At 52.7% G+C, this 5,126-nt stretch carries 2 protein-coding genes; both read left to right on the top strand.

All coding sequences use genetic code 11. The features are described 5' to 3' along the window. A partial coding sequence (locus C3B51_RS21590; protein ID WP_130246356.1) for a non-ribosomal peptide synthetase occupies positions 1–3,511 on the top strand: 3,511 nt, incomplete at its 5' end. Further along, positions 3,508–5,126: condensation domain-containing protein (locus tag C3B51_RS21585; protein ID WP_240701948.1), on the top strand; the 1,619-nt coding region annotated here is incomplete at its 3' end. The genes C3B51_RS21590 and C3B51_RS21585, both read left to right, overlap by 4 nt.

Below are 5,126 nucleotides of genomic sequence, written 5' to 3'. Positions count from 1 at the left end.
TGCGGCGAAGATCAGCGCCACGGCTAACTTTTTTGAACTGGGCGGGCACTCGCTGCTGAGCCTGAAACTGGTGGCAAAGCTAAACCAGCTTGGGTATCAGGTGAGCGCAAAAGATGCCATTCGCTGCACCTCGGTGCAACAAATGGCGGTATTACTCGATACGGCGCCCGCATACAATGAAGTGGTTTCATCCAGTCAGATCCCCGCAGGCTGCGAGCGGATCACACCTGAACATCTGGATCTGATCAGCCTGAGTCAGCCACAGATCGACGCGCTGTGTAATCAGTTCGCAGGAGGAGCTGCCAACATACAGGATATTTATCCACTGGCTTCGTTGCAGGAAGGGATTTTGTATCATCACATGTTAGATCCCGACAACGACCCGTATGTATCCTGGTATCTGCTGGCGCTGCAATCTGAGGCACACTTACCTCTGTTATTGCAAGCTATCCAGTCGGTGATCGATGAGCACGATATTCTGCGGACCGGCTTCTGTTGGCAGGGGTTGGATGAACCCGTGCAGGTTGTACTGAGACAGGCACAGCTTGATGTGCACTATCTTGACGTGCCAGACACCGCTGATCCTCAGCAGGTGATGACGGCACATTTGCAAAGCGACAAGCAAAGCTTTGACTTACACCAGGCACCTTTAATGAGAGTCACGGTCGCGCAAACATCTGAACAGTGCATTATTGGCGTGCAGATGCATCACCTGATTGATGACGCCATGTCTTTGTACGCGATTCAAAATCAGCTGCAAGATTATCTTGAGGGCCCTGCGAAGGCGCAGTCGCGGGCGCAGTCGCAATCTGGGTTCCGGGCTGTGATAGCACAACGGCAGCAAACGCAGCTCAAGGATGCGGAAGCCTTTTTTACGCACATGCTGGCTGATGTTGAAGAGCCCAGTTTTCCTTTTGGACTCACAGACGTCACAGGAAAAGGGCTGGGAATGGACGAAACGAGCCTGACGCTTGCGAGCGAGACCAGCCGACAGATCCGCTCTTTGTGTGAGCGTCACCGGGTTAGTCCGGCAGCGTTATTCCACAGCGCCTGGGCAATGGTGCTCGGTGCATGTTGTAACCAGCCTCAGGTGGTCATGGGGACTGTGCTTTCTGGTCGGATGCAGTCTGTGGGTGATGCGCAGATGATCCTCGGAATGCTGATCAACACCTTACCTTTGAAGGTGGATCTGCAACAAAGTGCCAGTCAGGTGATCCAGCAAGTACAGCGCGGTTTAATGGCACTAACCAGTTTTGAACACACGCCTTTGGCCGTTGCGACAGGATGCAGTGCGGTGGCGACTGACACCCCGTTGTTCAGTTCATTGATCAATTATCGTCATGCTCGTGAGCTGCACACACAAGACAATGCACTGAGACTACTGGATAGCTTCGAACGCACTAACTATCCATTTTCTGTTAGCGTAGACGACTTCGTTGAGCAGGGAGATTTTGTCCTCAGTGTGCAGATTGATGAGTCAGTCGGTGCGCGGCGGATAGCGGACTACATGGTGCAGGCCATGCGCTTTTTATTGGCACAATTAGATGCAGACGATGGCAAGCCTGTCGCTGTGGCCGATCTGCTTTCGGCGCCTGAGCGTTCGCAGTTGCTGCAAGCGCAGCGTGTTGAAAACCCCTGGTCAGAACTGATGATCCATCAATTGTTTGAGCATCAGGCTGCACGCAATGGGGCTGCCATCGCAATTGTTGATGGGCAAGCCGAGCTCAGCTACGAGCAACTTAACAGGCAGGCCAATCAGCTGGCCCATTATCTACGCGCTCAGGGCCATGTTGTGACGGACACTATTATTGGCCTGTGTATGGAACGCAGCCCTAACATGTTGATTGCGCTGTTGGCCGTGTTAAAAGCTGGCGGTGCTTATTTACCTTTAGATCCTGACTATCCACAGCAGCGCCTGACGTATATGTTAGAAGATTCTCAGGTCAACCTGGTGTTGTGCTCCAAGGCGTGTACCCAGACACTGGCGGGTTTCACTGGTGACATGGTGCAATTGGACACCCTGCTTGAAGGCGAGGTGCTGCAACAGCACAGTGTGGATAATCTCTCTTACGACCCCAGCATGCAAGCGCCGTCAGCACTGGCATATGCCATGTATACTTCAGGCTCCACCGGGCAGCCTAAAGGAGTGCTGATAGATCACCAAAACCTGACTAATTTTGCGCTGAACTGTGAGACGAACTATGGCCTGACCGGCGCGGATCGCATGTTGCAATTCTCCACCATGAACTTTGACATTTTTGTCGAAGAGTGGATAGCGTCTTTGTGCTTTGGCGCGACCTTAGTGCTGCGCAATGACCAGGTGATGGCGGGCAAGCAAGGGTTTATTGCATTTTGCCAGCAACACGCCATCACAGTGGCCAGCTTGCCCACATCCTTTTGGCATCACCTGCACCTCAATGCATCTGAGTTAGCCGCATTGTCATTGCGAATGATCATCGTGGGGGGAGAAGCACTGGACGTAGCTGGGCTTGAGGTGATTGCTGCTCAACAAGGGCGCTGCGTTCTGATGAACACTTATGGCCCGACTGAAACCACCATTACGGCCACTTCCCTGCGCATTGATCACAGTACAGATCTCACCAGGACAATTACCATTGGTAAGCCGAATCCCAATATGGCCGCCGTGGTACTGGGGCAAAGCGGCCAGCTTTGTCCGCTTGGCGTGGCAGGTGAGCTGCATCTGGGGGGGCGGGGATTAGCTCGGGGTTATCTGGGGCTTGAGCAGGCAAATAAAGAGAAGTTTGTCTTAAACCAGTCTGTTAACGGACTGCCGGCATGGGCATCGAGACTTTATAAAACTGGTGATCTTGTCCGGGTCAATCAGGCGGGTGAGCTGGAGTTTTTGGGTCGCGTTGACGAGCAGGTCAAGATCCGGGGCTTTCGTGTCGAACTGTCAGAAATCGAGCATCGACTCATGGCTCTGGCAGGCGTCGAGCGAGCCCTGGTGCTGGCCAACCAATCACACGGCGCACAGCCCCAACTGGTTGCCTATGTTGAATTTCAACAGCATGAAGCAGCGCCAGACAGTGACCAGTTAAAGCTGCTGTTACTGGCACAGCTACCCAATTATATGGTGCCGTCACACTTTGTGGCGATAACCGACTGGCCTTTGCTGCCGAGCGGAAAAGTAAACCGCAAGGCATTACCTGAGCCCGTTAGCAGCCAGTCAGCAGCACCTTATCAGGCTGCGCGAACAGAAACGGAACAACAGGTGCAGCAGATCTGCGCCGATTTGCTCGAACGGCCTTTTGACACGCTCAGCGTCACAGCCAACTTTTTTGAACTGGGTGGGCACTCGTTGCTGGTGATGCGTCTGGTGACCCGACTCAACGACACTTTCGCGATAAACCTGGCCATTCAGGATTTATATCAGCAAATGACAGTTGCCAATATCAGTCGCCACATCGACGACGTTTTAACTTTGCATGTCAGCGACGCGCGCACGGAACACAGTGCGGCTGTATCCGATTTAGAGGAATTTACCCTATGATGATCCATGAACTATATCGCGCCTTAGTGGCGCAAGGTGCCAGCGCACAGCACCATCAAGGTGAAGTTAAGTTACAACTCCCAAAAACTCTGAATGCGGCGCTAAAACAACAACTGATAGAACGCAAAGATGAGTTAAAACAGTATTTGCTGGGTTTGTATGCCAGTGCGGCTCAGGCGAGTGCAATCACACCAATACCGCGCACCCAGGAACATTACCCTTTGTCATCGGCGCAACAAAGACTGTGGTTTATCGATCAATTGCAGAGCAATACCGTCGAGTACAATATGTCGGCTGCCTTCAGCGTCTGCGGCCAGTTCGATCCGGCGCTGCTGGAACAAACCATGCAGTCCATCGTAGCGCGCCATGAGATACTCCGCACCCGGTATATCGAAGTGGCGGGGGAAGGTAGGCAGATTGTGCAAACAGCACCATCCCGGCTTGTGTGTTTTCATGATCTGAGCCACCTGGATGCGTCGGCACAGCAAGCACAGCTTGAGCGCTTGCAGACAGAAGAGGCCGCTTACAACTTTGATTTAGCCACAGACAGCTTGATCCGGGTGCACTATACGAAGCTTTCCCCGGAGCAGGGTATGTTGATGTTTAACCTGCATCATATCGTCTCGGATGGCTATTCGGTGGCCCTGCTGGTTGAGGAATTTTCACAGACCTACGCGGCCCTGGCTGCGGGGCAGCAACCCGAGTTGGCACCTTTGCCACTGCACTACATTGATTATGCTCAGTGGCAACAAAATGAAGCCCGGACACAGTATCAAACTCAGCTGGATTACTGGCAGCAGCAGCTGGAAAATGCACCTGAAGTACACACTTTACCTTTATCGGGACTGCGAGACGCTCAGCAACATCCGGCGCAAAAATACACTCAGCAATTGCCTCAAACTATGGCCGAAGCGGTTGCCAATAGTGCCGATACCTTCAAGCTCAGCCCCTTTGCGTTTTTACATGCTTTATTATCACTGGTGTTAGCAAGACACAGCCACAGTCAGGATATCGTTATCGGGACTCCAGTTGAGAATCGGCTACACAATGAATTGCAGTCGCTGATGGGCTTTTTTGTTAACACAGTCCCCCTGCGGGTATCGACAGAGTTTGACACCCTGGCGGCATATTTTGAGCACGTTAAAGGCATCAATCAACAGGCACTGGCGAATCAGGCGCTGCCTTTGGAACAGCTGATTGAGGGGCTGCAGATCTCGCGCACTCTGGTACATGCGCCTCTATTTCAGATCCTCCTGACGGTGGAAGGGACCCCCGCTCAGCCTGTCAGCACGCACTTTAGCGTTGCTGATGTACAGTTAACTCAACAAGCCCTGCCAGTAAGCAACAGCAAGTTTGATCTGGATATCAACCTGGTTTTCAATGAGCAGGGACTGGCGTTGAACTGGGTATATGACAGCCAGCTGTTTAACGCCGACTATATTGCCATGCTCAGCGCCCATTTGACTGAACTGATCCGCGCTTTTGTATCGCACGACCCGGCTGCACTCGCGCAGCAGTCGCCACAGCAGGTGGATATGCTGAGCGAACAGGAGCGGCAACAGTTACTATATGATGTACAAAGCGACACGCTGGTTTATGACCCCCAGCTGAGCCT

Source organism: Pseudoalteromonas rubra (genome assembly GCF_004212645.1).
GTDB classification, from domain to species: domain Bacteria; phylum Pseudomonadota; class Gammaproteobacteria; order Enterobacterales; family Alteromonadaceae; genus Pseudoalteromonas; species Pseudoalteromonas rubra_G.
Note: the sequence above shows the minus strand (reverse complement) of the source record. Positions and strands in the feature narration are given on the sequence as shown.